Source organism: Pseudomonas sp. NY15463 (assembly GCF_048068415.1).
Taxonomy (GTDB): Bacteria; Pseudomonadota; Gammaproteobacteria; order Pseudomonadales; family Pseudomonadaceae; genus Aquipseudomonas; species Aquipseudomonas mosselii_C.
Genome location: NZ_JBLUQD010000009.1, coordinates 36,052 through 59,792, shown reverse-complemented (window position 1 = coordinate 59,792; position 23,741 = coordinate 36,052). Strand labels below are relative to the sequence as shown.

Genomic DNA, 23,741 nt, shown 5'->3' with positions numbered 1-23,741 from the left:
GGTATCTATGAGCCGCTTCTCGGAGCCCCCCAGTCCTTGGCCTTTCCGGCCTTCCTCCCTGCGTCCTTGTGACGCCCGCCTTGTGAGTACCCGCTAATGGAATGGCTAGCCGACCCTACGGCCTGGCTGGGCCTGTTGACGTTGATCGTCCTCGAGCTGGTACTGGGTATCGACAACCTGGTGTTCATCGCCATCCTCGCCGACAAACTACCGCCGCATCAGCGCGACCGCGCGCGTGTGATTGGCCTGTCTCTGGCATTGATCATGCGTCTTGGCCTGTTGGCCAGTATCTCGTGGATGGTGACGCTGACCGCGCCCTTGTTTGAGATCTTCGGCAAGAGCTTCTCCGGCCGTGACCTGATCATGTTGTTCGGTGGTGTGTTCCTGCTGTTCAAGGCCACCATGGAGCTGCACGAGCGCCTCGAAGGGCATGTGACCCAAGCCTCCGGCACGTTGCGTCATGCCGCGTTCTGGCCGATCGTGGCGCAGATCGTGGTGCTCGACGCGGTGTTCTCGCTGGATGCGGTGATCACCGCTGTTGGCATGGTCGAGGAACTGTCGGTGATGATGATCGCGGTGATCTTCTCCATCGGCATCATGATCGTCGCCAGCAAGCCGCTGACGCGCTTCGTCAACGCCCACCCCACGGTGATCATGCTGTGCCTGGGCTTCCTGATGATGATCGGTTTCAGCTTGACTGCCGAAGGCCTGGGCTTCCACATTCCCAAGGGCTACCTGTATGCGGCCATCGGTTTCTCGTTGTTGATCGAGCTGTTCAACCAGCTGGCCCGTGCCCGCCGCAAGCGCAGCGTGCAGCAGCATCGCCCGCTGCGCGAACGCACCGCACACGCCGTACTACGCCTGATGGGCGGGCGCCGCGTGGAAGCGGACGAGGTGGGCGAGGAAATCGCCGACCTGGTCGAAGGTGGCGAGGAGCAGGTGGTGTTCGATCGCCGCGAACGGGTGATGATCAGCGGTGTTTTGAACCTGGCTGAGCGGCCGATCCGCACAGTGATGACGGCGCGCGCCGAAGTCGATGTGATCGACCTGTCGCAGCCGGCCGAGGCCATCACCCAGATGCTGGTCAACTCGTCCTACTCACGCCTGCCGTTGCTGCGTGATGGCCACAGCGTCGAGCCGCTGGGCTTCGTGCACAAGAAGGAGTTGCTCAAGGAACTGTTGGCCGGCAACCAGCCAGACCTTGAAGCCCTGGCGCGCGCACCGTTGAACCTGCTGGAGAGCTTCAGCATCCTCAATGCCCTGGAGCAGATGCGTGCGCAGTCGACCCACATCGCCTTCGTGGTCAACGAGTTCGGTGACTTTACCGGCGTGCTGACCATGACCGATATCCTCGAGTCGATTGCCGGCGAGTTGCCTGATGCCAGCGAGGTGGAAGGCCCGGGCGTGGTCGAGGAGGCCGGTGGCTTCGTCGTCAGCGGTGCGTTGAACCTGGCTCAGGTTCAGGCCCGGACCGGATTTGCCGCGCGCGCCACCGAGGACTACCAGACCCTCGCGGGTCTGGTGATGAGCTTGCTGGACCGCCTTCCGGTGGTGGGGGATCAGCTCATCTGGAATGGCTGGAGCATGACAGTGGTGGCGGTCGAGGAGCGTCGGGTACGTCAGGTGCGTCTTACACCAGACGCTGTCGCTGACGCAGCAGGTGCTTGATGCCTTCGAGCACCAGCACCAGCACCGCGGCCCAGATCGGCAGGTAGGTCAGCCACTGGTCGGGGCCGATGGTCTCGCCCAGTAGCAGTGAGACGGCCACCAGCAACACCGGCTCGACATAGCTGAGTAGCCCGAACAGGCTAAACGGCAACAAACGACTGGCTAGCACGTACGTGATCAGCGCGCAGGCGCTGATCACGCCGAGCAGCGGAATCAGGCCGTAGAGTGCCGGGTGCTGCGCCAGGTCGGCTGCGCTCAGCGGTCCTTGGACCACGAAATACAAAGCCCAAGGCAGCAGTAGGCCCATGTCGCACCACAGTCCACCCAGGTGCTCGGTGCGGCAGCGCTTGCGCAGCACGAAGTAGATCGGGTAACCGAGCATCACCACCAGGGTTTCCCAAGCGAAGCTACCGTGCTGATAAAGCTCGTGCCCCACGCCAATCGCCGCACATGCGACTGCCACGGTTTGCAGGCGCGACAGTCGCTCGCCATACACCAGCCGTCCGGTCAGGACCATGGTCAAGGGCAACAGAAAGTAGCCCATCGACACTTCCAGGCTGCGCCCGTGCAATGGAGCCCACAGGAACAGCCAGAGCTGCACGCCCATCAACCATGAGGTGCCGAGCATGCCTAGCAGCAACAGCGGAGCCTGGCGTACCCGTGCAAGCAGCGCACCGACGTGTTTCCAGTCACGCGAGAACAGCATGAACAGCGTCAGGCAGGGCAACGTGAGCAGGATCCGCCAGCCAAAGATTTCCTCGCCGTCCAGTGGGGCCAGGAAGGAAGTGTAGTAATACATCACGGCGAACAGGCAGGATGCCATGACCGACGAAACAATGCCTTTTGACACGAATGCCTCTGAAACGGGAGGAGGAGGGATAAATCAGCCGCGTATGATCTCAGGGGCAGGGGCCTGCGGCAACCGCAGGCTGCCTGGGCGTGCCGCCAGGGCCAACAACAGTTCAGCCAAGGGCATTGGCCGGGCGAACAGGTAGCCTTGTTGGAAGTCCACCCCATGACGTGCCAGATAGTCGCGCTGCGCCGTGGTCTCCACGCCTTCGGCTACGATGCCCAGGGCCAGCTTGCCGGACAGCTCGATGATGGTGTCGAGAATGTGTTGAGAAAGGGCATCGCCACCGATCATGGCGACGAAGCTTTGGTCGATTTTCAGGTAGTCGACCTTGAACTGGCGCAGGTAGTTGAGGCTCGACTGGCCAGTGCCAAAGTCATCCAGCGCGATCATGACCCCCATCTCGTGGAGTTTTTCGAACACTTCAAGGGTGATCGGCGTTGGCTCGATCAGCTTGCGTTCAGTGAGTTCCAGCGTGAGCGTCACCCGTCCAGGGGGGAAATGTTGCAAGAAGGCGCGGCAGTCGTCGATCAGGCTCATGTCACGGCAGTGATCGGCAGTAATGTTGATGCCGATGTGGAAGCCGTCTTCGAGCAGCGTCGAGTGCGGGCCCAAGGCTTGGGCGGTATGCTGCATCAGGCTGCGGGTCATGTCGACGATCTGCCCGCTGTGCTCGGCATAGGGAATGAACAGGTCCGGGCGAACCAAGCCCTCGCGTGGGTGGCGCCAGCGCATCAGCACTTCGACGCCGGCCCAGCGGTAGTCGTCTTTGCGTACCACAGGCTGGAAGTAGGGCAGGAATTCGCCAGCTTCAAGCGCACGGGCAAGTTCCGCTCGCGGTGAATTGGCCCGGCGCAGCTGCCAGCGGCAGGCCATACCGGCCAACACACCCAGCACCAATAGCAGGCTCAACAGCGCCGGATAGCGGCTGCGCAGAAGCTGCGCGGCCTTGTCCGGGCCGAAGCCTGCACGAACGCTGAACGGGTAACGACTGGAGCCAAGGGTGACCAGGGCGCTGGCTGGCACCGGCAGCGCGCCGCTGCGCACTTGGCCATCCTGGCCCAGCCAGTGGTTGCCTACCTGCACGTACACCTCTGCACCTGCTCCGAGCAGGCGCAGGGCCGTCAACAAGTGATAACCGTCCAGCGTGGTAATGGCCCCGCGCTGGCCTTGGCTGGCCCGGTATACCAGTAGCGAATGCCCAGGGGTCACCGAGTTGCCGTCCATCAGCCATAGCGTGCCGTCGGTGTAGTCGCGGGCATCGACCGGTTCGTCGAAATCGCCGAACAGCGATGAACAATACAGCGTATCGTGATCGAACAAGTTGGTAGAACGCACGAAGGCATTGCGTGTGACCTCGCCACGCAATGCCAGCTCTACTTGTGCACAGGGCTGTCCGGCTTTGGGCAGCAGTTGGTTGGCAGTCGCTGCGAGACTGTCGAGGATCGTCTCGATGTGCTGGACCACCTCTTGGGCGGTACCTTGGCTGCTGGCACGGATTTCGTGTTCGCTCTGCCAGCGAATCACTCCCAGCCCGCATAGCAGCGGCAGCACCGCCACGCCCCAAGGTAACAGAGTGCGCCAGCTCCAGCGGGCAGGGCGGCGAGTGGTCAGTGGCATGGTGTACGAACCTTGTAGCTGGTGATCGGATCAGGTACAGGATAGCCGTTTGTCGGCTGGCCCCGTTAACTAAAGCGCGACAAAGATATTTACGCCCTGTAGAATCGGTTTACGAATACAACAATAAGGTTGCCCTCTACCGAGGGATCGAACCGCCTGGAATCGGTCGCTATGACAAACCCTGTGTTCAAGCTGATCATCGGTGACTACCTCGCCCGCAGCGTACGCGGCATCCCTTGCTCACCCCCTCTGCAACGCGGCATCGCCCCCCTCCGATAAACGTTTATTCGCTGCAGATGAGGACATGAACATGGCAGATCTCTTCGACAATCCGATGGGCTTGGAAGGCTTTGAGTTCATCGAGCTTGCATCGCCCACGCCCGGAGTGCTGGAGCCGGTATTCCAGATGCTCGGTTTCACCAAGGTGGCCACCCATCGTTCCAAGGACGTGCACTTATATCGTCAGGGTGGCATCAACCTGATTTTGAACAACGAACCGAAAAGCCCTGCGTCATATTTCGCCGCCGAACATGGGCCGTCGGTGTGTGGCATGGCGTTTCGCGTGCGTAACGCCCACGAAGCCTATGCCCGTGCCCTGGCCCTGGGCGCCCAGCCGGTGGACATCGAAACCGGCCCGATGGAACTGCGCCTGCCAGCGATCAAAGGCATCGGTGGTGCGCCGTTGTACCTGATCGACCGTTACGAGGAAGGCAGTTCGATCTACGATATCGACTTCAAGTTCATCGATGGCGTGGACCGCCACCCCGTCGGCGCGGGCCTGAAGATCATTGATCACCTGACTCACAACGTCTACCGTGGCCGCATGAGCTACTGGGCTGGCTTTTACGAGAAGTTGTTCAACTTCCGTGAGATCCGCTATTTCGATATCAAGGGCGAATATACCGGTCTGACTTCCCGGGCCATGACCGCACCTGACGGCATGATCCGCATCCCGCTCAACGAAGAGTCGTCCAAGGGGGCCGGGCAGATCGAGGAGTTCCTGATGCAGTTCAACGGTGAGGGCATCCAGCATGTGGCCTTTCTCACCGACGACCTGCTCAAGACATGGGATGCCCTCAAGGGTTTTGGCATGCGCTTCATGACCGCACCGCCGCAAACCTACTACGAGATGCTCGAAGAGCGCCTGCCTGGGCATGGCGAGCCGGTTGGCGAGTTGCAGGCACGTGGCATCCTGCTCGATGGCGCCTCGGCCGAGGGCGATCAGCGCCTGCTGTTGCAGATATTCTCGGAAACCCTGCTGGGCCCGGTATTCTTCGAGTTCATTCAGCGCAAGGGGGACGACGGCTTCGGGGAAGGCAACTTCAAGGCGCTGTTCGAGTCGATCGAACGTGACCAAGTGCGCCGGGGAGTGCTGAACGTCGAGTGATGCCGTGCGCTAGGCTGTTGGGGGCGCGGCTAGCGAAGCCGTTGCCCCCTCAGGCGCTGCGAAAGCCTGCGCTGATTGCCGGCTATCGGCCCTGTAGTCGCTTGATCACCGCTTCGGCCACCAAGCCTGTCGATGCAGGATTCTGGCCCGTGATCAAGGCGCCATCCTCCACCACGAACGGTTGCCAAGGCTCCTCCGCGCAGCTGTAGTCCCCACCGCGGCCACCGAGTTCGTTTTCGGTCAGAAATGGCACCACCTTGTCCAATTCAGCAAGCTTTTCTTCGGTGTTGGAAAAGCCGGTCACCTTGCGGCCCTTGAGTAGCAAGCTGTTATCGCTGAGTTTGACGTTAAGCAGCCCCACCACCCCATGGCAGACGGCCGACACCACGCCGCCGCGTTCGAAGATACGCCGCGCCAGGTCTTGCAGCGGCAGGCTGTCGGGGAAGTCCCACATTACGCCGTGACCCCCGGCGTAGTAGATCGCGGCGTAGTCATCGGCCTTCACCTGGCTCGGGCTCAGAGTGGCACCCAGGCGACTCATGAAGGTGTTATCGTCGTACCATTGCCAGTCGAGGTCCGGTGCCATCTGCAAGCTGTGCGGGTCAATCGGCACATAGCCGCCTGCAGGGCTCACGAAGTCTACCTCGAACCCCGACTGTTGCACGGTATCAACAAAGTGCACGGCCTCGCCGAGCCACAAGCCAGTGGCTCGTTTGAGCGTGGGGTACTTGGCAGTATTGGTCAGCACAACCAGGATTTTAGTGTTCATCTGCGCACGCCTGTGCAGTCGTTGGGAATGAAGCCCCTAGAGCATAGCCGTCAGTGGCCAGGCCGCCATGTTCGGTGTGTGATGTGCTAGGCTGCTGCGAACAGGATGCTTGTGGAAACGACAACCATGGACCAGGACCCACGCCCACCCACCCAGGCGGCTGATGCCATGATGCACCGATCCATCCGGTTCAGGGGGCACGCCATTGGTCGCTAAAGCCCAGCGTCTGGGCGAACAGACCCAGATAGTGCTCCTGGCCCCTGCGCCCGATACGGCGCAGAGCTTGAACGGTAGCATCGTCAGTCACGATTGGAGCCGTAGCCCGCTGGGGCCGCTGTCCCACTGGCCACCGGCCCTGCGCATTGCTGTCGACATGCTGCAATTGTCACCGTTCCCTTGCGCCGTGGTGTGGGGACCAGAATTGTGCGTGGTGCAGAATGACGCCTACCCGATTCGCGGGCTGCAAGGGCGATGCTTCCACGACTTGTGGGAAGCGGCCGATCCGCCTATGGGGGCCGCGCTGTTCAAGGCGCTGGAGGGGCACGGTAGCTACGTCGAGGCGGTGAGGCTGCCAGGCTCTGGCGAAGGGCCATTTGCCTGCTACTACTCGCCGCTGCGCGATGACTACGGTTCTGTGGCGGGCTTCCTGCATACCGTGATCGCCGCCTCGGTCGACGCCGAACTCACCCGTGAGTGGCGCGAACGGGCGCAGTCGTTCGAGGCGCAACTGGCAAGCTACCTGGCGAACAGCGAGTACACCTGGCAACTGTCCCCCGATGTGATGTTGATGCTCGACAGCCAGCAGTGCCTGCGGTTGGCCAATCCGTCCGGACAACGCCTACTGGGTTGGTCTGAGCCGACATCGCCAGTGGACTCCGCTTCCCTGCTGGCGTTGCTGCATCCGGCCGACTGTACCGAGGCGCTTCTGGCACTCATCGCGTTGGGCAAGCAGGGCGGGGCGTCAACTTTCGAGGCACGTATACGCCACGTCGATGGCCATTACTGCTGGTTTTCCTGGACCACGGTATCGGGTCAAGCCATGCCCATGCTGGTCGGGCGTGACATCAGCCAGCAGCGCCAAGCGGTGCAGCAATTGGCCGAGGCTGCGCTGCGCGACAGTTCGCGCTTGGAGTCGGCGATCAAGCTGGCCGGCGGCATGGGCCATGAAATGAACAACGTACTGAGTGGGGTCGGTAGCAGCTTGGAACTGCTTGAGCGGCGTCTGTTGCAGGGCCGTCAGGAGAATCTGGAATACTACGTGAAACTGGCCCGTGAATGTGCCGAGCGTGCCATTGGCTTGACTCACAACCTACTGGCGTTTGCCCGCAGCCAGCCGTTGTCGCCGACGCCGCTGGACATCAACCAGTTGCTGCGTGATGCGCAATCGCTGCTGCGCCAGTCATTGGGTAGTGAAATCCAGTTGGATTGGCAGTTGGATACGGAGCTCTGGCCGGTTCAGCTCGACGCCGACCAGTTGCGCAACAGCCTGCTGCACTTGTGCGCCAATGCTCACGAAGCCTGCCTGGGGCGCGGCCGGGTGTCGATACGCAGCACCAACGAGCGGCTGACCACAGTGCAGGAGGGGCGGTCATCCCTCCCGGCGGGCGACTACGTTGCCATTCAAGTGGAAGACGACGGCCATGGCATGTCCGCCGAGGACCTCAGACAAGCGTTCGAGCCATTCTTCACCACCAAGGCCCTGGGGCGTGGCTCCGGGTTGGGACTACCCATGGTGCACGGTTTCGTCCGCCAATCCGGCGGACATGTGTGGATCGAATCGGTGCAAGGGCAGGGCACGCGGGTGATGATGATGTTCCCGCGCTACCCAGGCAGCCTGCCCGAACCGCAAATGCCTGACTTGGAGCCGTTTGCCGTGCAGGGCGAGCGGCTACTGTTGATCGATGATGAAGTGAGTCTGCGCCGATTGATGAAGGAAGCCTTGCTCGACCGAGGCTATGCGGTTGACGATGCCAGCGACGCCAACACCGGTATGGGCCATTTTCGTGTCGGCGGGCCCTTCGATCTGGTGATTACCGACATTGGCTTGCCGGATGGCTTCAATGGCCGACAGGCAGCCAGGGCGATGCGAATGCTCGAGCCTGGACAGAAGGTGCTGTTCATCACCGGTTACACCGAGGAGCAAATCGAACCGCCGATGCTGGCGGAGCAGGGCGTTGCCTTGCTGTACAAACCGTTCACCCTCGAAGCCCTTTGCCAGCAGGTCAAGCGCATGCTGCATGGCTGAGGCGTCTCAATGACGGGTCAGCATCTGCGACACGCGCTCACGTAATTGTTCCAGCTCGAAGGGTTTGCTTAGCAGCTGCATGCCGGGGCCGAGAAAGTCTCCCCGTTCTGTGGCCGTTTCGGCGTAACCGGTGATGAACAATACCGCCAGGGTCGGGCGCAGGGTGCGGGCGATCTCCGCCAGCTGTCGACCATTCATGCCGGGCAGACCCACATCAGTAATCATCAGGCCGAACGGCTGGGTCGTCTGTAGCTGCTCCAGCGCTTGCTCGGCATCGCAGGCCACGACACACCGCAGTCCCTCTTCCTCAAGCGACTGGCTGACCAGTTGGCGGACGTCAGGGTCGTCCTCGACCAACAAGATGGCCCGACTATCGCCTGCCTTGGGTAGCGTGGCTTGGCTACTGTTTTGAGTGCTTGGCCTGTAACGTGGCAGGTACACCTGCACCACGGTGCCTTTGCCGATCTGACTGTGCATTGTCAAACGTCCACGCGACTGTTTGCAAAAGCCATAGGTCATCGACAGGCCAAGTCCCACGCCCCGGCCAACGGGCTTGGTGGTAAAGAATGGCTCGAACGCGCGCTCCAGGGTGGTGGCTGACATCCCTTGACCAGTGTCACTGATACTCAGGCAGAGGTAATCGCCCTGGGCCAGCTCGGTGGAGGCGTCGGCTCGAACATTGTGTGCCTCGATGCTCAGCACGCCGCCGCTGGGCATGGCTTCGCAGGCGTTGCGCAACAGGCTGTCGAGCGAGGCCCGTAGTTGTGCGTGGTCGACGTAGGCATGCCAGAGGTCTGCATCGCATTGCAGCTTGAGCGTGATCCCCTGCGCCAATTGGCGACTCAAGTACTCACGGTTCAGTAGCGTACCGAGGTCCACGGCTTGGCTGTGCAACGTTTGGCGAGCGGAGAACGCCAGCAGGCACCGGGTCAGCAGGGCCGCGCGGGCAACTGCCTGGCGGCCCATTTGCAAAGGCGAGGCGAGCGTATCGCTGCGCCCTTTGCACAGCCGCCGCTCGATCAATTCCAGGCTGCCGCCAATACTGGTTAGCAGATTGTTGAAGTCGTGGGCAAAGCCCCCAGCTAAATGGCCGATCGCATCCAGCTTGCGGGCTTGCTGCACGGCCTGTTGCGCAAGTGCCTGAGCTTCTAGCTGTTGGTGCAGATCGCGTGCCTGGTACTGCCCGCGTCGGGCTCGCAGCGCCCACAGGGCCAGGTTGATCAACTGGGCATCGGCATACGGCGCGCTCAGCGCCAGCAGGTTGCCGAAGGCGTTCGCGCCGGGGGCAGCCTGGGTGACCAGCAACACGATGGGCAGGTCGGACCAGCCCGGTTGCCGCTCGATGAAACGGTGCAAGGGCGAACGCGCATCGGTAGGTAAGGCGGGCTCGGCAATCACCAGCAGTCCGGCCCCATCGTCCAACCAACGGCCCAGCCGATGCACGTCGCACGTCTGGCGGCAGGCAATGCCAGCCTGGGTCAGTACACGCCGGGTCTGGGTTCCCAGCGTGGCTGGAGCCAAGATCAGGGCTCGCTCCTCCAAAGGCGGTGCAACGGCCACGTCGAATCTCCTGTGGCAGTGGGCACGCCGCAATGGTCATGCCGCTCTCCTACTATCACTGGACCTTGCCGGGGGGATCAGGGTTCAACTGGCCCGTTAAGCACCTACAACCCCTGTTGCAATGCCGGGTCATCGGGGTTCTGCTGCTCGAGTTCGGCCAGCAGCACTTGGACATTCTGTAATTGGCCGGTTTCTTTCCAGTACTGGATCAGCAGCACCCTGGCACGGCGATTGGCGGGTTGGTGGCTGAGCAGTGTCTCCAGTTGCTGCTGCGCGGCTTCGACTTGCTCCAGCTGATGCAGGGTGACCGCTAGGGTGTAGCGGTAGTCGCTGTTGTCAGGCTCAAGTTCCACGGCGCGAGACAGCGCGAGCAGGGCGTATTCGGGTTGGTCGTGGCGCGTCAGCCACTGACCCAGTTGGTATTGCAGGAACGCCGAGTCCGGGCGCAGGGCCAAGGCCTTGGCCAGCACCTCGCGGGAGGCGTCGGGTTGGCCGAGGCGCTCGAGCAGACGCACGTGGGTCGCCAGCGCGTCCAGCCCTTCAGGGGCGAGCGCCAGGCTGCGCTCTAGCGCAGCCTGCGCCTGGGGGTAGGCCTGTTCGTGCATGTACAGGCGCGCCAGGTGCTCCTGCGCCACGGCATCGTCGGGCTCATGCTCAAGGGCTTGCTGGTACTGCTCAAGCACCTGCTGCAACGGGCCGAAATACAGGCCGATGGCGTCGGAGTCGAGCCCCAGCAAGGCGTCGACTACCGCAAAGCGCACGCTTTGGTCGTCATCCTCGAGCAGTGGCCCGAGGACCAGGCTGCGTTGCGCGGCAGGCACCAGGCGGCGGATCGCGGCGATGGCTGCGCGCCGCACCTGCGGGTCATCGTGTTCAAGGTCCTGGCGGGCTAGCTTCAAGGCCTGGGGCGAAGGGTAGTGAGGCAACTCGGCGTATAGCGCCGCACGGCGGATGGGGGGCAGGTCGTCACGCTGCAATTGCTGGTACAGCACGCGTGCCGCCCCCGGCAGGCCCTCATGTGCCTGACGCAACGCCTTGGCGTAGCTGTGCGGCGGCAAGCTGGGCGGGCTCGGTTGCGGGGTGCGCCATAGATAGCTGAGCACGCCAGGCACTAGGATCAGCAGCGACAAGGCGATCAGGAAGAGGCGGCGTCTGGGCATCGTGCGGTCCGTGGCGTCGGGAAGCGCAGAGCTTGGGACAGCTGCGCGGTAAATGCAACGGTGGAGGGGCCGCGCGGCACCGGCCTCGGGTATGATGCGAGCCTTTGTCAAACAACTGAGGCAAGCTGCATGTCCCTGAGCACTGAACAGATCGGTGAATTCCGTGCCTTCGCCGAACAACTGGCCGATGCTGCGTCAACGGCGATCCAGCCGTACTTTCGTGCGGCGCTGGATGTCGAGGACAAGGGCGGGCGTCTGTATGACCCGGTGACCGTGGCCGACAAGGCTGCTGAAGATGCCATGCGCGCATTGATCCAGGCGCGCTATCCCGAGCACGGCATCCTTGGCGAAGAGCAGGGCGTGGCCGTGGGCAGCAGCCCACTGACCTGGGTCCTCGACCCCATCGACGGTACCCGCGCCTTCATCACCGGCCTGCCGCTGTGGGGCACGCTGATTGCCCTGAACGACGGTAGCGCCCCGCGCATCGGCGTGATGAACCAGCCGTTTACCGGCGAGCGCTTCGTTGGCACACCCGAAGGCGCCTGGCGCAGCGGTACGCCCTTGAGGACCCGCGCGTGCGCCGATCTTGGTGCGGCCACGCTGATGTGTACCACCCCGGACATGTTCGACACCGATGCACGCAAGGCCGCCTTTAATGATGTGGCCAGCAAAGCTCGGCTGATGCGCTATGGCGGTGATTGTTATGCCTACTGCATGCTCGCCTCGGGCTTTGTCGACGTAATCGTCGAAGCCAGCTTGCAGCCCTACGATGTGCAGGCGCTGATGCCGATCATCCAGGGCGCCGGCGGGGTGATCACCGCCTGGGACGGCAGCTCAGCGCAGCAGGGCGGTTGTGTGGTGGCATGCGGTGACCCGGCGCTGCATGCGCAGGTCGTGCAGATGCTGCGTCACGCGATGTGACGCAATGATCGTTGCTCCCACCGGGCTGATGCGCCAACCGGCGGGAGCAGTTGCTGATCTCAGATCGAGTAGTGGCGCAGCTCCCGTGCGATCAGCATGCGCTGTATCTCGCTTGAGCCTTCATAGATCTGGGTGATGCGTGCATCACGGTAGTATTTCTCCACCGGGTAATCCTCCAGATACCCATACCCGCCATGTACCTGAATGGCCATCGAGCACACCCGCTCGGCCATTTCCGAAGCGAACAGCTTGGCCTGGGAGGCTTCCGACAGGCAGGGCTTGCCCGCCGTGCGCAGGCGCGCGGCATGCAGGATCAGCAAGCGCGCCGCATTGATCTGCACCTGCATGTCGGCCAGCAGGTTGGCGATACTCTGGTGCTCGTTGATCGGCTTGCCGAACTGGATACGCTCGCGCGAATAGCCTAGGGCCGCCTCGAACGCCGCACGGGCGATGCCCAGCGCCTGCGCAGCGATGCCGATGCGTCCGCCTTCAAGGTTGGACAGGGCGATGGCCAGGCCTTTACCGCGCTCACCCAACAGGTTGTCTGCCGGAATGCGGCAGTTGTCGAGTGTCACCGCGCAGGTGTCCGATGCACGGATGCCCATCTTGTGTTCACTGCGGTCCACCTTGAAGCCCGGCGTATCGGTGGGCACCAGGAACGCCGACAAGCCTTTCTTGCCCAGCTCAGGGTCGGTCACGGCAAACACGATGGCGAGTTTGGCCCGACGCGCGTTGCTGACGAACTGCTTGGCCCCGTTGATGACCCACTGCCCATCGATCAGTTCGGCACGGGTCCGCAGGTTGTGTGCCTCGGACCCGGCTTGAGGCTCGGTCAGGCAGAAGCAACCGATCACCTCGCCACTGGCCAGTGGCGCAAGCCATGCCTGTTGCTGCGCAGGGCTGCCGTAGGTTAGCAGTGGCCCGCAGCCGACCGAGTTATGGATGCTCATCAGTGCCCCGGTGGCGCCGTCGCCGGCAGAGATTTCCTCCACTGCCAGGGCATAGGCCACGTAGTCGGTGTAGCTGCCGCCGAACTGCTCGGGCACGACCATGCCCAACAGACCCAGCTCACCCATCTTGCGCACCACGCCGTCATCGATCCAGCCGGCTTTCTCCCAGGCCTGCGCCTGGGGCGCGATTTCGCCACGGGCAAAGTCCCGTGCCATGTCGCGGATCATGACTTGTTCTTCGCTCAGTTCCAGGTCTTGCATACACAGGCTCCCGGCCTTACAGGCCTTCGAAGAAGTGGGCGACGCGGCGCGCGTTCAGGCCGGCGAGGGTAGGTGGGTTCCAGCGTGGCTGTTTGTCCTTGTCGACGATCAGCGCGCGAACACCTTCGATGATGTCACCGTGTTCGAACCACTGGCGGTCCAGGTGCAACTCCATGGCGAAGCAGTCTTCGAGCGCCAGGTGGCGGCCGCGGCGCAGCAGTTCCAGTGTCACGGCCATGGCCAGGGGCGAGCGGGTTTCCAGCAGGTCTGCGGTTTGCAAGGCCCAGGCGTGACTGTCGCCAATGGTCACCGCGCGCAGTTGCTCGACGATGCTGGGCAGGTCGGGCAGGGCGAAGAAGTGGTCGATCACTGGGCGAAGCTTGGCCAGTGGTGCATCGTCGAGTACCTGGGTGCCGAGGCTGGCCAATAGGTTCTGCAGGTCCTTGAGTGGGTAGTCACCGAAGTGCAACCGATCCAGCCCCGCATCCAGCGACGCCAGACACTCGCTGTCCAGATACCAGTCGGCCAGGCCGCAGTACAACGCATCGGCGGCCTTGATCTGTACGCCACTGACGCCGAGGTAGATACCCAGCTCGCCAGGTACGCGAGGCAGGAAATAACTGCCGCCAACGTCGGGGAAATAGCCGATACCCACTTCAGGCATGCCCAGGCGGCTACGCTCGGTCACGATACGCAGCTCGCAGCCCTGTGCCAGGCCCATCCCGCCGCCCAGGGTGAAACCGTCCATCAGCGCCAGTACCGGCTTGCGGTAGTGATGCAGGCACAGGTCCAGTGCGTATTCCTCTTCGAAGAACGTCGCGTGCAGTTGCTCGCCGGCCTTGAAGCTGTCGTGCAGCGAGCGGATGTCACCCCCGGCGCAGAAGCCTTTGGGCCCCTCGCCACGTAGCATGACCGCGTGCACCTGGTCATCCAGGGCCCAACGGTGCAGGTGGTATTGCAGGGCGCGGATCATGTCCAGGGTCAGGGCGTTGAGTCCTGCGGGGCGATTGAGGGTGAGGTGGCCGATGTGGTTGCGGACTTCGGCCAACACGTGATCCGTGGCCGTGGGCTGAGCATGCGCGTTCATCGCGGTCTCCCTGCTTTGTTATTGATTTCCAAGGTGAAGCCTGGAATGCGCGGGTGGATCGCTGGATCCTGTCATGCGTATTTGCCTTGCACAATTGGCAAATCTGCAGGGTGTTGCTGCATTTTTACCTTGTGGCAATGCCCAGGCTGGTGTTTCCACTCTAACCCTGTGACCACGGCAGGCAAGCTTTGCTGCAACACCCAGGACTGTGCAGGTTCGAGAAGAGGGAACTGTCTACAGGTGTGGGTTGGCGTCCCAACCGCCACCGAGCGCGGCGTACAGGTTCACCTCGGCCACCAGTTGTGCCAGGCGATCGCCAATCAACCCCTGCTGGGCGCTGAACAACTGGCGCTGGGCGTCGAGGAAGGTCAGGCTGCTGTCCGCCCCGGTGCGGTAGCGGTTCTGCGCCAGGTCGTGGTAGCGCTGGCTGGCGTTCACCATGTCGCGCTGGGCCTGCAACTGGCGTTGGTAGGTGGCGCGCGCCGCGAGGCCATCGGCGACTTCCTGAAACGCCTCTTGGATGGCCTTCTGGTACTGCGCCACCTGAATGTCTTTCTGCAACTTGGCGTAGTCCAGGTTCGCGCGCAGGCTGCCGGCGTTGAACAGTGGCAGGCTGATCTGGGGCTTGAACAGCCAGGTGCCCGAACCTGCGTCGAACAACCCGGCCAGCGCCTGGCTGCTGGTACCTGCATTGGCGGTGAGGCTGATGCTTGGGAACAACGCCGCACGCACCGCGCCAATATTGGCGTTGGCCGCCTGCAACTGGTGCTCGGCCTGAAGAATGTCCGGGCGCCGTTGTAGCAGGTCCGATGGCATACCGGCCGGCACCGGGGCAATTTGCTCGTGGGCAAGGGGCAGGCCAGGCAGGTCGTCTGCGACCGGCCCGGCCACCAGCACGCCGAGTTGGTTCAGGTCCTGGGCCGCCAGGCGGCGGTAGCGCGCCACCGCCGCGCGGGTGCTGTCGACCCGGGTCTGCGCCTGAATGCGGTCGAGTGCCGATAGCGTGCCGACGCGCACCTGGCCGGCGGTCAGGCGCAGGCTCTGTTCGTCGGCGGCCAGGGTGTGCTCGGCCAACGCCAGCAGTTCCTGGTCGGCACGCCAGGTGAGGTACACGCTGGCCACGCTGGCCACCAGGCTCAGTTGTGCGGCACGGCGCGCCTGTTCACTGGCCAGGTAGGTTTGCAGCGCCTGCTCGCTGCTGCTGCGCAGGCGGCCGAACATGTCGAGTTCGTAGGCACTGACGCCCAAGGTCACGGCCTGGGTGCTGCTGATCACGCCGCTGTCGGTGCCGGTCATGCGCCGTGGCAGGTACTGGCGCTGGCCGCTGGCATCTAGGCTGACATGCGGCAGCTGCTCGGCGCGCTGCACGCGGTACTGGGCGCGAGTCGCCTCGGCATTGAGCAGGGCCAGCCGCACGTCACGGTTGTTGGCCAGGGCCGTCTCGATCAGTTGGCGCAGGGCAGGGTCGCGGAACATGGTCTGCCAGTGTTCGGGGGCTTGGGTGAACGCGATCGTCGGGTAGGCCGGCCCTTGCGGATAGCGCTCGGGGACCGGAGTCGACGGGCGTTGGTAGTGCGGAACCAGGCTGCAGCCTGCCAGGGTGGCGGCCAGCAGGGTCAGGGTGAATCGGTGCATTGCAGGCTTCCTTGCGGTTTCAGGCTCCCGCCATCCAGCGGGTCAGCCCGTGGCGGCCACTGACCCCCAACTTGGCAGTGGCGCGCTTGAGATAGGTTTCCACCGAGCTGTTCTTGACGTTCAATTGCTGTGCCATTTGCGGCACCGTACCGCCGGTGAGCAGGCCCAGACACACCTCCTGCTCGCGGCCGGACAGATTGATGGCGCCGCGCGCCAGGCGCTCGCCAAAGGCGGCGCGCAACGAGGCCGACTGGCTGTCGGCCAGGTGCGGGGCGTCGGCCGGCTGGGTCTGGAGCCGCAAGGCGTGGTGCTCGACCAGCGGCAACAAGGTGTCGGACAGGCTCTTGAGCAACGACAGCTCGGCCAGGGTGAAGGCGCGCTCGCAAGGCGGACGCTGGCAGCAGATCACCCAACGCCGCTCACCGCGGCACGACACCAAGTTGCATTGGTGCGCACTGCGCGGTTGTTGCGGGCGCCCCAACGGCACGCTTATCTGGATCAACACCGGGTCGTGCATCTGCAATACGCTCTGCAGCAGCGGTTCGGTCGCGGTGAGGGGCGTGTAGGCGCCCGCGCAGCCCAAGGCACGGATGTGCTCGATGCGTTGCTCGCGGATGTCGAGGGTCCATTCGCTGAGGTCCAGGCGCTGGATCGGCATCAGTTGCCCAAGCAACTGGAACATGTGCCCGGCAAAGTCCTGCTCGCCGCTGCGGGCCACCAGTTCGCCGAGTTCCAGGTAAAGCTGCGGGGCAGGGCGGCGGGCTAGGTTGTCGGTCAGTCTCATGGTGGTGTCTTCCTTGATTCGGGGCGTTCGACGAGCGGTTCGCTGGTCGAGTCCTGTCCTTGAGCTGCTGGCGTGGCGCTATTCAAGCCTTGAGCCTGGCCGGTGTCTGTCATGGAAATGGGGGACAGAAAATGCCACGTCGGCAGCGATACGTTTTGGCGTGGATAAACAGGCAGGCATGCGAAGAACGACGCAAAGGCGGCAAATTGACGTCAAAAAACAGCGTATTGCCGCACTTTGCGCATCGCGGGTGAGCAGGTAGGCCATGAATGACCCTCTGCTGTAGCGATTCTCCTACAAGAAAATCAGCAACTTTTACGCGTGCGGCGTTGTCCGGGTTTAAGGGGCCATACACGCGTGCAGGCCGGTGTTTGAATCCGCGGACGATCATTCGCAAGGACGCGCCACGCTCATGTCTGCCACCGACACCTACCCACTGACCACCGCTCAGCGCGACATCTGGTTGGACCAGATCAGCCGCGGCGACTCACCGCTCTACAACATCGGTGGCTACATCGAACTCGACGGCGAGCTGGATAGCGCGCTGTTGGGCCAGGCCCTTGCGCATCTCGTTGCGCTGCACGATGGCTTGCGCACGCAATTGCTGCCATGCGCCGCCGACGGATTGCCTCGTCAGCGCTTCGAGCCGTCGCTGAGCCTCGGGCTTACGCTGTTCGACCTGAGCGACGAGGCCGACCCGCAGGCCGCCGCTCGGCACCTGATGCGACAGCGCATGATGCAGCGCTTCGATCTGCAGGGCGGCCCCCTGGCGCGCTTTTTCCTGGTCAAACTCAACCCCCAGCGGCACCTGCTGGCCGGTCAGGCCCACCATCTGATCATCGATGGCTGGGGCTTCGACCAGCTGTTCTGCCAGTTGGGGCAGTACTACGGGCGGTTGCAACAAGGTCAGCCGTTGCCGGCCCAGGCCCCCTCGTACAGCGCCTTCATCCACGACGATGTCGCTTATCAGGCATCGGCACGTCACGCGCGCGATCGCGCTTACTGGCTGGCCAAGTTTGAGGCCCTGCCTGAGCCCTTGGTCTTGCCCAAAGGCCTCGCGCCGCTAGCGGCTGATACCACCCCGCCCAGTCAGGCCTTGGACCTGCCGTTCGACAGCAACCTGCTGGCGCGCATGCAGTGCCTGGCCGGGCAACTGAACGCCTCGGCCCTGCATGTGCTGCTTGCAGCCCTGCATGTGTATTGCAGTCGCATCTGGCAGCGCGACGAATGGGTGGTCGGCCTGCCAGTGCGCAACCGTGCCAACCCAAGCTTCAAGGCCACCCTGGGTCTGTTCACCCAGGTCAGTGCCTTGCGCATGAGCTTCGGTCGCCAGCTGGGCTTCACCGACCTGGTGCACGGCATCCGTGACAGCCTCAGGCAGGACTACCGTCATCAACGCTTTGCCCTGAGCGAACTCAACCGTGCCTTGGGCCTGCTGCGTGAAGACCGAGGGCAACTATTCGAGCTGAGCGTGTCGTTCGAAGAAGACGGCAACGCCCTGCGTTACGGGCAGATCCAAGGGCGCAGCGTTAAGGTCAGCAGCGGCCACGAGCCGACCCCGCTGACGTTGCACTTGCGCAGCAATCGTCAAACTGGGGAGGCCTGGCTGCACCTGGTCTACAACCTGGCCTGGTTCAGCGCGCAGCAAGCCCAGGCCCTGGCTGACCGGCTGCTGCATATCCTGCATCAGGCCCTGGCCGACCCGGCGCTGGCAGTGGCCGACTTCGACCTGCCGAGCGCCGCCGAGCACGCCCAGTTGCAGGCCTGGGGGCAGGGGCAGAGGCAGGATCTTCCCGTCCAAGCGCGTTGCGTACACCGACGTATCGAGGCGCAGGCGGCCCTTGCGCCGCAGGCTGTCGCCGCCTGGCATGAAGGGCGCAGCCTCAGCTACGCCGAGCTGAACGGGCGCGCCAACCACCTGGCCGAAAGACTGATCGCCCTGGGTGTGCTGCCCGAGGATCGCGTAGCGATCTGCGCCAGGCGCGGCCTGGACACCTTGGTTGGCCTGCTGGCCGTGCTCAAGGCCGGTGCTGCCTATGTGCCCCTGGACCCCGCGCACCCCGGCGAACGCCTGGCCTGGTTGCTCGAAGACTGCGCGCCCAAGGCGCTGCTGAGCCAGGCGCGGATCGACCTGCCCGTTTCAGGGATACCACGACTCGACCTCGACCCGGCGACCCCCTTGATGGCGGACAACCCTGTTGTACCCGGTTTGAGGCCGGACAACCTGGCCTATGTGATTTACACCTCAGGTTCTACCGGCCAGCCCAAGGGGGTGATGGTCGAGCACCGTATGCTCGAAAACCTGATCGACTGGCATTGCCGAGCGTTCGGCCTGAAGGCTAGCGAGCAGGTGTCGTGCCTGGCCGGTTTTGGATTCGATGCCATGGCCTGGGAGGTTTGGCCGACGCTGTGCGCTGGTGCCACGCTGCACCTGGCTCCGCGGCAAGAAGGCGCTGAGGATATCGACAGCTTGCTGCGCTGGTGGCGCGACCAGCCGCTTGACCTCAGCTTCCTGCCTACGCCGGTGGCTGAACACGCCCTTGGCCAGGGCCATGATCACCCGACGCTGCGTACCTTGCTCATCGGCGGTGACCGTCTGCGCCAGCTCAAGCGCAGTCCACGCCACGCACTGGTGAACAATTACGGTCCCACCGAGGCCACCGTGGTCGCCAGTTACGGCGCCTTGCATAGCGGCGGGCCGCTGCATATCGGTGGTCCAGTGGACAACGCCCGCCTGTACGTGCTCGATTCGTACCAGCGTCTGCTGCCGCCGGGCGTGGTGGGTGAGTTGTATGTGGCGGGTGCCGGCGTTGCGCGGGGCTACCTTGGGCGCCCGGACTTGACCGCCGAGCGTTTTCTCGACGACCCGTTCCATGGCGGGCGCATGTACCGTACCGGCGACCTGGTGCGCTGGTTGGCTGACGGCACCCTGGAGTACCTGGGGCGTAATGATGATCAGGTGAAGATCCGCGGCGTGCGGGTGGAACTGGGAGAGATCGAAGCGGCGCTGACCCGCCACCCGGCCTTGCAGGAATGCGTGGTCATGGTGCAGGGCGGGCACTTGCTGGCCTGGTTCATCGCCTCGGCAGAAGTGACGCCGCGTCAATTGCACCAACACCTGGCCGAACACCTGCCCACGGCGTTGCTGCCCAGCGCTTATCAGGTCATGCAGGCTTGGCCATTGACCGCCAACGGCAAGCTCGACCGTCAGGCGCTGCCGGCGCCTGGCGCCGAGGCCTGCATCCGGCATACCTACGTCGCACCTGAAGGCGCCATCGAGCAGCGCCTGGCGGTGCTGTGGGCAGAGCTGCTGGGGATCGCGCAGGTTGGCCGGCATGACCATTTCTTCGAGCTGGGCGGCCATTCGCTGCTGGCGGTGCAGTTGATCGAGCGCATGCGCGCCGAAGGTCTGCATGCCGATGTGCAGGTGCTGTTCGGCCAGCCGACCCTGGCTAGCCTGGCCGCCGCCACCCGGCGCAACGCCATGCAGCGGGTGCCGGATAACCGGGTGCCGGCTGCGTGCGAGCAACTGACGCCCGATCTGCTGGTGCTGACGAGCCTCGCACAAGCGGATATCGACCGCATTGTCGCTGCTATACCAGGTGGCGCTCCCAATGTGCAGGAAATCTACCCGCTGGCGCCGTTGCAGCAGGGCCTGCTGTACCACCACATCACCGATACCTGCGACCCCTACCAGCAACAGGCTCTGTTCAGCTTTGCCAGCCGCGAGCAGGTTGAGCTATTCAGTCACGCTCTACAACAGGTGATTGCGCGCCACGACATCCTGCGCACCAGTCTTGCCTGGGAGGCGCTGGCGCAGCCGCAGCAGGTGGTATGGCGCCACGCCGCGCTGCCGATGCGCAAGTTGCCCGCAGGCCGCGATGCTGAGGCGCGTTTGCGTGCCACCTGTGAACCCTTGGACCTGCGCCACGCGCCATTGATGGCCTTGGGCGTTGCCGAAGACACCGAGCAGCGGCGTTGGCTGGGCCTGCTGCGTTTCCATCATCTGGTCAACGACGCGGTATCGCTTGGCTTGCTGATGGCTGAACTGCGCGCGTTCATGGCCGGGCAGGGCGCTGAAATTCCGGCATCGGTGCCTTATCGTAACTTTGCTGTGGCACACCGCGCAGCGGGTCGTGAAGAGCAGCACGAGGCTTTCTTTACTCAGCTGCTCGGCGACTTCCAGTCGCCTACCCGGGTGCTCGGGGTGGACAGCCTGCCTGTCGATCCTGATGACTTGCAATCGCTCGAGCATTCGCTGCCGCCTGCCTTGGTCCAGGCCTTGCAGGCCCTGGCGCGCCAACACGACGTCAGCCTGGCCAGTCTTTTCCACCTAGCCTGGGCTCAGGTGCTGGGCTGCCTGTCGGGCAGCGACGAGGTCGTGTTCGGCACTGTGCTACTGGGCCGTCTGGCCGCGGGCGAGGGGGCTGAGCGAGCGCTGGGGATGTTCATCAATACCTTGCCGCTGCGAGTGCGCCTGGCCGGCCTGAGCCTTGGGCAGGCCCTGACCCGCACTCACCAAGGCCTGGCAGGGTTGCTCGCGCATGAGGATGCGCCGCAGGTGCTGGCACAGCGTTGCAGCGCGCTGCCGGCTGGCGTGCCGCTGTTCGACAGTCTGGTCAACTACCGCCAGGGCAGCGCGCCTGGCCAGGTTGGCTTGCCCGGTGTCGAGCTGCTTGAGGCCAGCGAGGTGGTCAGCCAACCGCTTATGCTGGCTGTGGATGAGCATCGCGAGGCCATCCAGCTGAACTTACGTGCGCCGCGCACCCTGGGTGTGGCGCGTCTGCTGGCGTACTTGCTGCATACGCTGGAAGGCTTGCTGGGCCACGGCGCTCAACGCCCGCTAGAACAGTTGTGTAGCGTGCCGGTGGAGGAGTTGCAGCCGTTGCTGGTCGGCCTCAACGCCACTGACGATGCCAGCAGCCCCGTGCACCAGACCTGGCCTGCGCTATTCGCCCAGCAGGTTCGGCGCTGCCCTGATGCGGTGGCCGTGCAGGCCGGCGAACAGCGTCTGAGCTACCGCCAGCTCGATGAGCAGTCCAATCGCTTAGCCCACCAGTTGCGGGCCATGGGTGTGCAGCCCGATAGCCGAGTGGCGATCTGCGTCGAACGCAGCCTGGCGCTGGTGGTCGGCCTGCTGGGCATACTCAAGGCCGGTGGTGCCTACGTGCCGCTGGACCCCAGTTATCCCGACGAACGCCTGCGCTACATGCTGGCCGACAGTACGCCCCAGGTGCTGCTGGTGCATGCTGCTAGCGCAGGCCTGTTGGCAGGCAGCGGTGTGCCCACCCTGGATCTGGATCGGGACACCTGGCATCAGCAGCCTGCCCACGCACCGGTGGTGCCCGGCCTGCACCCTGGCAATCTGGCCTACGTGATCTACACCTCAGGCTCTACCGGCACGCCAAAAGGGGTGATGGTCGAGCACCGCGGCCTGTGCAACCTGATGCATTGGGGCACTGGCCTGTGCCCACCGCGCCCAGGCGATGCGCTGCTGCAACGGGCACCGTTCAGCTTCGATGGATCGGTCTGGGAGTTGTTCTGGCCCCTCAGTGCTGGCCTGCGCCTGGTGCTGGCACGCCCTGACGGCCATCGTGACCCTGCCTACCTTGCCGAGCTGATCCAAACCCAGGGCGTGACCTGCGTCAAGTTCGTGCCGGCCATGCTGCAACCCTTCCTCGACGTCGAGGGCGTCGAACGCTGTACCGGGCTACGTGACATTTTTTGCGGCGGCGGCGAGTTGACCCTGGCCATGGCAGCGGCGGTACGTACACGCCTGCCGTGGGTACGCCTGCACAATGTCTATGGCCCGACCGAGGCCACCGTGGATAGCACCGCCTGGACCCTGGAACCCGAGCAGGCGCTGCCCCTTGGCGCGCCGCCAATCGGGCGGCCCATCTGCAACACCCGCCTGTACCTGCTCGATACCCATGACCGGCCGGTACCCTTCGGTGCGGTGGGCCAGCTGCATATCGGCGGGGTTGGCGTGGCGCGCGGCTATCTTGGCCTGCCCGCTCTGCAAGCCGAGCGCTTTATCGCCAGCCCATTCGTGGCCGGCGAGCGGCTGTACCGCACCGGCGACCTGGCACGCTACCGCGCCGACGGCGAGTTGGAGTTCCTTGGCCGTAATGATTTCCAGCTCAAGTTGCGCGGCCTGCGCGTCGAGCCTGGTGAAATCGAGGTGCAATTAGCGAGCTACCCCGGGCTTGAGCAGGCGCTGGTGTCAATGCACGAGGAGCGCTTGGTGGCATGGTTCACCTGCCGCCCGGGCTACAGCGCGCCAGGGCTTGAGGCGCTGCGCTGCCACATGTTGGCGCGCCTGCCCGAACATCTGGTGCCCTCGGCCTTCGTGGCTTTGGACACCTGGCCGCTTAGCCCCAACGGCAAGGTCGACCGCCAGGCCCTGCCCGCGCCAGGCCCAGACGCGGTGATCAGTCGTCAGTACCAGGCGCCGCAAGGTGAACTGGAAGCCGCTTTGGCGCAGATCTGGAGCGAGGTGCTGCGCATCGAGCAGGTCGGGCGCGACGACAACTTCTTCGAACTTGGCGGGCATTCGCTGCTGGCTGTAAGCCTGGTGGCGCGTATGCGCCAGGCCGGCCTGCATGCCGATGCCCGTAGCTTGTTCAGCCAACCGACCCTGGCCGGCCTTGCCGCCAGCACCCAATTGCAGGCGGCCCGCGTGGAGGTGCCGCGCACGACCATCCCAGGCTTGGCGGCGCGGCGTCGGCTCTGACCTAACCAAGCCGAACAGCTTGCGCAACTGCTGTGGGAGCGGGTCTACCCGCGAACACCTGCGACGCCGGTGCCATGCACCGCGTCGCTTGGTTCGCGGCGGGTTACCTGC

Annotated in this window: 14 protein-coding genes; 5 read left to right on the top strand and 9 right to left on the bottom strand. The window is 64.0% G+C overall.

The window, feature by feature from the left end; all coding sequences use genetic code 11:
* Nucleotides 1-96 precede the first annotated feature (96 nt).
* Entirely contained in the window at nucleotides 97-1,668 is a 1,572-nt protein-coding gene (locus ACNFIC_RS21640) for a TerC family protein (protein WP_138217867.1), read from the top strand.
* Here the strand turns inward: ACNFIC_RS21640 and rarD are convergent.
* Both rarD and ACNFIC_RS21630 read right to left on the bottom strand, forming a co-directional pair.
* Entirely contained in the window at nucleotides 1,631-2,518 is an 888-nt protein-coding gene (gene rarD / locus ACNFIC_RS21635; RefSeq protein WP_138217866.1) for an EamA family transporter RarD, read from the bottom strand. The genes ACNFIC_RS21640 and rarD overlap by 38 nt on opposite strands.
* Before the next feature lie 33 nt (nucleotides 2,519-2,551).
* Complete coding sequence (locus tag ACNFIC_RS21630; RefSeq protein WP_416781946.1) at nucleotides 2,552-4,138, bottom strand: EAL domain-containing protein; 1,587 nt, start codon at nucleotides 4,136-4,138, stop codon at nucleotides 2,552-2,554.
* 310 nt (nucleotides 4,139-4,448) lie between these two features.
* Between ACNFIC_RS21630 and hppD the strand changes: the two genes are divergently transcribed.
* Nucleotides 4,449-5,525 carry a 4-hydroxyphenylpyruvate dioxygenase gene (hppD, locus tag ACNFIC_RS21625; RefSeq protein WP_138217864.1) on the top strand — a complete coding sequence of 359 codons (1,077 nt, stop codon included), beginning with the start codon at nucleotides 4,449-4,451 and terminating at the stop codon, nucleotides 5,523-5,525.
* A gap of 82 nt (nucleotides 5,526-5,607) precedes the next feature.
* Here the strand turns inward: hppD and ACNFIC_RS21620 are convergent, their stop codons facing one another.
* The gene (locus ACNFIC_RS21620) at nucleotides 5,608-6,294 is read right to left on the bottom strand and encodes a type 1 glutamine amidotransferase domain-containing protein (protein ID WP_416781944.1); all 687 of its coding nucleotides are present in this window, start codon (nucleotides 6,292-6,294) and stop codon (nucleotides 5,608-5,610) included.
* A 205-nt stretch (nucleotides 6,295-6,499) separates the two neighbouring features.
* Between ACNFIC_RS21620 and ACNFIC_RS21615 the strand changes: the two genes are divergently transcribed.
* Complete coding sequence (locus tag ACNFIC_RS21615) at nucleotides 6,500-8,539, top strand: ATP-binding protein (protein WP_416781943.1); 2,040 nt, start codon at nucleotides 6,500-6,502, stop codon at nucleotides 8,537-8,539.
* A 6-nt stretch (nucleotides 8,540-8,545) separates the two neighbouring features.
* Here the strand turns inward: ACNFIC_RS21615 and ACNFIC_RS21610 are convergent, their stop codons facing one another.
* Complete coding sequence (locus ACNFIC_RS21610) at nucleotides 8,546-10,099, bottom strand: response regulator (protein WP_416781942.1); 1,554 nt, start codon at nucleotides 10,097-10,099, stop codon at nucleotides 8,546-8,548.
* Between the two features lie 104 nt (nucleotides 10,100-10,203).
* On the bottom strand, nucleotides 10,204-11,259 hold the full coding sequence (locus ACNFIC_RS21605) for a tetratricopeptide repeat protein (RefSeq protein WP_416781941.1): 1,056 nt from the start codon (nucleotides 11,257-11,259) through the stop codon (nucleotides 10,204-10,206).
* 129 nt (nucleotides 11,260-11,388) lie between these two features.
* Between ACNFIC_RS21605 and hisN the strand changes: the two genes are divergently transcribed.
* Entirely contained in the window at nucleotides 11,389-12,180 is a 792-nt protein-coding gene (hisN, locus tag ACNFIC_RS21600) for a histidinol-phosphatase (RefSeq protein WP_138217859.1), read from the top strand.
* 59 nt (nucleotides 12,181-12,239) lie between these two features.
* Here hisN and ACNFIC_RS21595 read toward each other — a convergent pair whose 3' ends face one another.
* The 4 genes from ACNFIC_RS21595 to ACNFIC_RS21580 all read right to left on the bottom strand — a co-directional run bounded on the left by ACNFIC_RS21595 (nucleotide 12,240) and on the right by ACNFIC_RS21580 (nucleotide 16,897).
* A complete protein-coding gene (locus tag ACNFIC_RS21595) occupies nucleotides 12,240-13,391 on the bottom strand; it encodes an acyl-CoA dehydrogenase family protein (RefSeq protein ID WP_416781940.1) in 1,152 nt (383 codons plus the stop codon).
* A gap of 16 nt (nucleotides 13,392-13,407) precedes the next feature.
* Complete coding sequence (locus ACNFIC_RS21590) at nucleotides 13,408-14,478, bottom strand: enoyl-CoA hydratase/isomerase family protein (RefSeq protein WP_138217857.1); 1,071 nt, start codon at nucleotides 14,476-14,478, stop codon at nucleotides 13,408-13,410.
* A gap of 234 nt (nucleotides 14,479-14,712) precedes the next feature.
* On the bottom strand, nucleotides 14,713-16,113 hold the full coding sequence (locus ACNFIC_RS21585; RefSeq protein ID WP_416781939.1) for an efflux transporter outer membrane subunit: 1,401 nt from the start codon (nucleotides 16,111-16,113) through the stop codon (nucleotides 14,713-14,715).
* 19 nt (nucleotides 16,114-16,132) lie between these two features.
* Nucleotides 16,133-16,897: a helix-turn-helix transcriptional regulator gene (locus tag ACNFIC_RS21580; protein ID WP_416781937.1), complete on the bottom strand. Its 765-nt coding sequence runs from the start codon at nucleotides 16,895-16,897 to the stop codon at nucleotides 16,133-16,135.
* Nucleotides 16,898-17,309: 412 nt separating this feature from the next.
* Here ACNFIC_RS21580 and ACNFIC_RS21575 point away from each other — a divergent pair, with 412 nt between their 5' ends.
* Nucleotides 17,310-23,630 (top strand): amino acid adenylation domain-containing protein, encoded by a 6,321-nt coding sequence (locus ACNFIC_RS21575; RefSeq protein ID WP_416781935.1) that lies wholly within the window; start codon nucleotides 17,310-17,312, stop codon nucleotides 23,628-23,630.
* The last annotated feature ends 111 nt before the right edge of the window (nucleotides 23,631-23,741 follow it).